This window comes from Mesorhizobium sp. M2C.T.Ca.TU.002.02.1.1 (assembly GCF_003997225.1).
In genome coordinates this window covers 1-4,628 of record NZ_RZTO01000507.1, presented here as the reverse complement: position 1 = coordinate 4,628, position 4,628 = coordinate 1, and the positions used below count along the sequence as shown (strand labels likewise).

7 protein-coding genes are annotated in these 4,628 nt (G+C 63.9%); 1 reads left to right on the top strand and 6 read right to left on the bottom strand.

The window, feature by feature from the left end; genetic code table 11:
* The coding region (locus EOD07_RS23545; RefSeq protein ID WP_164772464.1) for a sulfotransferase at positions 1–514 on the top strand (514 nt) is incomplete at its 5' end.
* Positions 515–806: 292 nt separating this feature from the next.
* On the opposite strand, the gene EOD07_RS23540 is transcribed toward EOD07_RS23545, so the two are convergent.
* The 6 genes from EOD07_RS23540 to EOD07_RS23515 form a co-directional block, all read right to left on the bottom strand.
* On the bottom strand, positions 807–1,160 hold the full coding sequence (locus EOD07_RS23540) for a DUF1428 family protein (protein ID WP_073986134.1): 354 nt from the start codon (positions 1,158–1,160) through the stop codon (positions 807–809).
* A gap of 101 nt (positions 1,161–1,261) precedes the next feature.
* Positions 1,262–1,678 (bottom strand): glyoxalase/bleomycin resistance/extradiol dioxygenase family protein, encoded by a 417-nt coding sequence (locus tag EOD07_RS23535; protein ID WP_071034680.1) that lies wholly within the window; start codon positions 1,676–1,678, stop codon positions 1,262–1,264.
* Positions 1,679–1,828: 150 nt separating this feature from the next.
* Positions 1,829–2,011, bottom strand: coding sequence for a hypothetical protein (locus EOD07_RS23530; protein WP_041012788.1), 183 nt, complete (start codon positions 2,009–2,011; stop codon positions 1,829–1,831).
* Positions 2,012–2,104: 93 nt separating this feature from the next.
* Positions 2,105–2,494: a nuclear transport factor 2 family protein gene (locus EOD07_RS23525; RefSeq protein ID WP_127237154.1), complete on the bottom strand. Its 390-nt coding sequence runs from the start codon at positions 2,492–2,494 to the stop codon at positions 2,105–2,107.
* 111 nt (positions 2,495–2,605) lie between these two features.
* The gene (locus EOD07_RS23520) at positions 2,606–4,132 is read right to left on the bottom strand and encodes an ABC-F family ATP-binding cassette domain-containing protein (RefSeq protein WP_127237155.1); all 1,527 of its coding nucleotides are present in this window, start codon (positions 4,130–4,132) and stop codon (positions 2,606–2,608) included.
* A 314-nt stretch (positions 4,133–4,446) separates the two neighbouring features.
* Positions 4,447–4,628, bottom strand: a 182-nt coding sequence (locus EOD07_RS23515; protein ID WP_164772463.1) for a hypothetical protein, incomplete at its 5' end; no start/stop codon positions are given.

Here is a 4,628-nt window from a genome sequence, read left to right as displayed (position 1 = left end):
GGCCTATCTCGACATGCTGCATGCCCGCTATCCGGGCTACCGCCATGTCACCGACAAGATGCCGGGCAACTTCCTGCTGGTCGGCTTCCTGCATATGATGCTGCCGAAGGCCAAGATCGTCCATTGCGCGCGCGACGCGGCGGCCACGTGCCTGTCGATCTTCAAGGTGCATTTCCGCGGCGACAGCCACCGCTACGGTTACGACCTCGGCGAGCTCGCCGATTTCCATAACCTCTACACCGACATCATGGCGCATTGGCACAAGGTGCTGCCGGGCGTCGTGCACGATGTGCGCTATGAGGATTTCGTCGCCGACCAGGAAGGGCAGACGCGGGCGCTGATGGCGCATCTCGGCCTGCCCTGGGACGACAAGGTGCTGTCGTTCCACGAGACGGACCGGCCGGTGCGCACCGCTTCGGCCGCGCAGGTGCGCCAGCCGATGTATCAGGGCTCGGTCGATCTGTGGAAGCGGTATGGGGACCGGCTGAAGCCGCTGCTCGACAAGCTGGGCTGATACGCCGTTCGCGATTGGTCGAAGCGCTCGAACTTCGTCATCCACGGGCGGAGCGGGAGCGAAGCGGACGCGCAGACCCGAGGATCCATGCCGTGACCTCGCGCGAAGGGTAAAAGCGGTGCAAGAACAGAGATAGTTCTGCACCGCTGCAACGCTCATAGGTAACGGAATGGATCCTCGGGTCTGCGCTGCGTCGCTTCGCTCCTTGCTCCGCCCGTGGATGACGACCTGACGGGCGTCTTAGCCAATCGCAAGGGATTGCGACCGACCGAACTGGCGTTCCGTCAGTTCCTCAAAGCTCGATAAATGGCTGGAAGCCGCCGAAGATCATGCGCTTGCCGTCGAACGGCATGGCGGACCAGTCCATCTTGAGACGCTCGTCGGCCATCACCTTGGCCATGACCGCGTCGCGGCTCTGCCTGGACTCGTAGACGACCCAGGCGAAGATGACGACCTCGTCGTCCTTGGCTTGAACGGCGCGCGGGAACGAGGTCAGCTCGCCATAGGGCACGTCATCGCCGACGCATTCGACATAGGAGAGCGCGCCGTGCTCCATCCATATCGGGCCTGCGGTGTTGGCCAGCTTCTTGTAGTCATCGAGATTTGCCCTCGGCACGGCGATCACGAAACCATCGACATAGGACATGATGAGACTCCTTTGCTGAAAAACAAGCGCCGGGCCGGCGGGGAACGACCCGGCGCGAGTGAGCGCGTCATCCCTCGGGGCGACGCCTGCTCGCTAGGAAATCACTTCACCGGCGCGTTCATCGCCCAGGCGACGCCGAAGGGGTCTTTCACCTGGCCCCAGCGGTCGCCCCAGAACATCACCTGCAGCGGCGTGACGATCTCGCAGCCGGCATCGACCGCGCGCTTCCACCAGGCATCGATGTCGTCGCTGCCGAGATGGAGCTGCAGCGTGTAGCCCTGCGCCGCCTGATGCGGATGGCCGTGTTCGGGATAGGCATCGCCCAGCATCAGCGTCGAGCCGTTGACATAGAGATGGATGTGCATGGTGCGGCCCTTGTCATCCGGCGGATAGGCGAACACTTCCTCCGCGCCGAAAGCCTTCTTGTAGAATTCGGCGGCCTTGATGGCGCCGTCGACCTGCAGGTAGGGGGTCAATCCGCCAAGGACCTTGGCGCGGGGCGGGGTCTGGTCGTTCATTCTCGTGTTCCTCTTCACGGGGTTTGATCGGGTTTGCCACCCAAGGACGGACGAAGCGGCGGCGATCCTACATGCCTCCCGAAAATTTCTTAAAGGGCCGGTTTCCGGCAGCTCGGGCGACCGGAGAACAATCGCATGGGATTTGCAGCTTTATATGACCTTCGCCGAGAAAGTGGCGGCGCGGCGGCTTTCGCGCGTTTCGAAAATCTCCGGAAAGCCGATGTCCTTGCGCAACTCGGCGGGCAGTGAAAGCAGGATGCGCTCGCTGCGATGCCGGGCGCGGGCCGCGGCATAGCGGTTGGCGAGGCGGCCGATGGAAGACAGTACCGACATGTTGCTTCTCCCTGGTTGATGCCGGCATCATCGTGTCGGCATCCCAAGGACGAGGCGGAGATCGGCGATCCGACAGACCGCCTCGATCTTTTTTCAGAACACCGACGCGGCCAGCGCGGTGTCGTAATATTCCACCATCTCGACGATCTCGCCGTCGCGCACCGTCCAGAAATTGGCGGTGCGCATGATGAACTCCTCGCCGGTGGCGCGGCGGGTCATGTGGATCTCGACCTGTGCCGCGACCTTGTCGCCGCCGTCGATGATGTCGACCGGGACGAAGTGCCGGTATTCGAAGTCGTCGTCGAGCGCCAGGAGCCTGGAGAGGAATTCCTGCTTGCCATGCGCGGTGCCGGCATGGCGCGATTGCCTGGGATCGGCAATCCATCGGAACACGACATCCTCGGCGCAATGCGCCAGGGCGCCCTCGATATCGCGGTCCGCATAGGCCTGGTAGAGATTGCTGACGATGTCCACTGCACGCATGGCCCGTTCCCTCCATGGCTGAGCGATTCAAGATGCTCCTTTTTTAGCAAGTGGAAAAGTATTGTCGGGCGGGCACCACTTTGAGTGCCGGCCCGGCTGATGCACCGTCACTCAATTCGGCGTTTCGGCGACCGAGCGGAAAAAAGCTTCCGGGTCGTCGACCTCGGTCAGCCGCCGCCTGTCGATCAGCCAGAAGCGGTTGCCGACGGCGCGGATGAAGGAGCGGTCATGCGAGGCAAGCAGGCAGCTCGCCTGATGCTTCAGCAACTCGTCCTCCAATGCTTCCTGGCCGTCGATGTCGAGATGGTTGGTCGGCTCGTCGAGCAGATACAAGTTGGGCTGGATGAGCCGGAGCACCAGCATCATCAGCCTCGACTTCTGTCCACCGGACAGAACGCCGATCTTCCTCTCCTGCATCTCGATCGCGATGCCGGCGCCGGCGAGCAACGAGCGCGCGCGCTGCTCGCCGACCTCGAAGCGGCGCGAGAGCATCGCCAGCGGCGTGTCGTCGCCGTCGATGCCCGACAGCGCCTGATCGCCGTAACCGAGCACGGTCGACGGCGTCACCTTGACGTTCGCGACGGATCCCGGCTCGGCGACGGCGTCGCGGATCATCGCGATGAAGCGCGTCTTGCCGACACCGTTGCGGCCAAGCAGCACGATGCGATCGCCCTGGCAGATGTGGCGCTTACCGGTCCTGAACAGCAGCGTGCCGTCAGGCGTTTCGACCGCCGCGTCCTCGAGCGTGATCAGCACCTTGGCGTGGGTGCCGCGGTTCGCCAGCCTGATCGCGCCGGCCGAGCGCTCGCGATGCGCTTGCACGGCGGCATCCTCCAGCTTCTCGGCCCGTTCCTTGAGCTGCCTGGTCTTCACCGTCAGAAGGTCGCTGCCGGAATTGATACCGATGTTGTTGAGCTTGGCGGCCTGCTTGCGCAACTGCTGGGCGATCTTCATGTCGCGCTCGAACTTGCGCGCCGTCGAGGCGTCGAGCTCGTCGAGCGCCTGCCTAGCGCGCGAATAGGGCAGCGCGAACACCGGCGAGTCTTCGGGACGCAGGAACAGCGTGCGGTTTGTGGTGGCGTCGAGGAAGGCGCGATCGTGGCTGGCGATGATCACCGGCACGTCGCGCGGCAACACGTTGAGCCATGTTTCGAGCTGGCTGATCCTGGCGAGGTCGAGATGGTTGGTCGGCTCGTCGAGCAGCAGCATGTCCGGATCGGTGACCCAGACGCGGGCGATCAGCGCCAGCCGCTGCCAGCCGCCGCTCAGCGCCTGCATCGGCCGGCAGCGCATGTCTTCCGGCACTTCGAGCGAATCCAGCGCCACGTCGACGCGCCACAACTCGCTGTCGCGCTGCTCGGCCGGCAAGGCGTCGGCGACGACGTCATGGAAGCCGCGGCCGAGCAATGCGTCGGGGACGGATTGCTCGACGTGGCCGACGCGCAGGCCGCGCGAACGGGTGATGTCGCCGGAGGTGGCTTCGAACTCACCGGCCAGGCATTTGAGCAAAGTCGATTTGCCACGGCCATTGGCCGCGACGATGCCGAGCCGGTCGCCGGCGCCGATGGTAAGGTCGAGGTTGGAGAAGAGCGGCGCACTCATGGTGACGCCGAGGGATCTGAGGCTGATCAAGGCCATGTCGATTTCTCTGGTCTTGCCGGCGGCAAAGTCCGGCTGATGCACTTTGACGGTGCGCATGCCGATCAACGGATCAGCTTAGCGGCACCACGAAGGGCAGACCAAAATCGAAACGGGGAAAACCCGGACCGTTCGGTCAGCCCTGCAAGCAAGCTCGCAGGGCACAAATCGGGCCACGCTGACGATGGTGATCGATAAACACGCAGCCCTCCTTTCCAGATGTTCGAGTTGAGAGATTGGGTACAACGGGGGAGGGGTTGGTGGCAAGTGGCGCCCTTCACCTTCTCCCACAAGAGGAGAAGGAGAAGACGGCGCTACTGCCCCGGCCGTCCGGTCTTGCCCGGTCGACGCTTTTGGCGGCGCTCGTCGGCCGGGTCCTCGTAGGAGCCGATGCCCGAACGTTGGCGGACGATGGGTTTGTCGTCGCGGCCTTCCGGCGCGGGAGAAACCGGCTTTGGCTTCGCCGGCTTCTTTCCTTCCACCGGTTTCTCCGTTC

What these genes read in the sequence shown, in the direction of transcription:
- EOD07_RS23535 (WP_071034680.1), bottom strand. Translation starts at nt 1,678, where the DNA reads ATGAACGACCAGACCCCGCCCCGCGCCAAGGTCCTTGGCGGATTGACC.
- EOD07_RS23530 (WP_041012788.1), bottom strand. Translation starts at nt 2,011, where the DNA reads ATGTCGGTACTGTCTTCCATCGGCCGCCTCGCCAACCGCTATGCCGCG.
- EOD07_RS23540 (WP_073986134.1), bottom strand. Translation starts at nt 1,160, where the DNA reads ATGTCCTATGTCGATGGTTTCGTGATCGCCGTGCCGAGGGCAAATCTC.
- EOD07_RS23520 (WP_127237155.1), bottom strand. Translation starts at nt 4,132, where the DNA reads ATGGCCTTGATCAGCCTCAGATCCCTCGGCGTCACCATGAGTGCGCCG.
- EOD07_RS23525 (WP_127237154.1), bottom strand. Translation starts at nt 2,494, where the DNA reads ATGCGTGCAGTGGACATCGTCAGCAATCTCTACCAGGCCTATGCGGAC.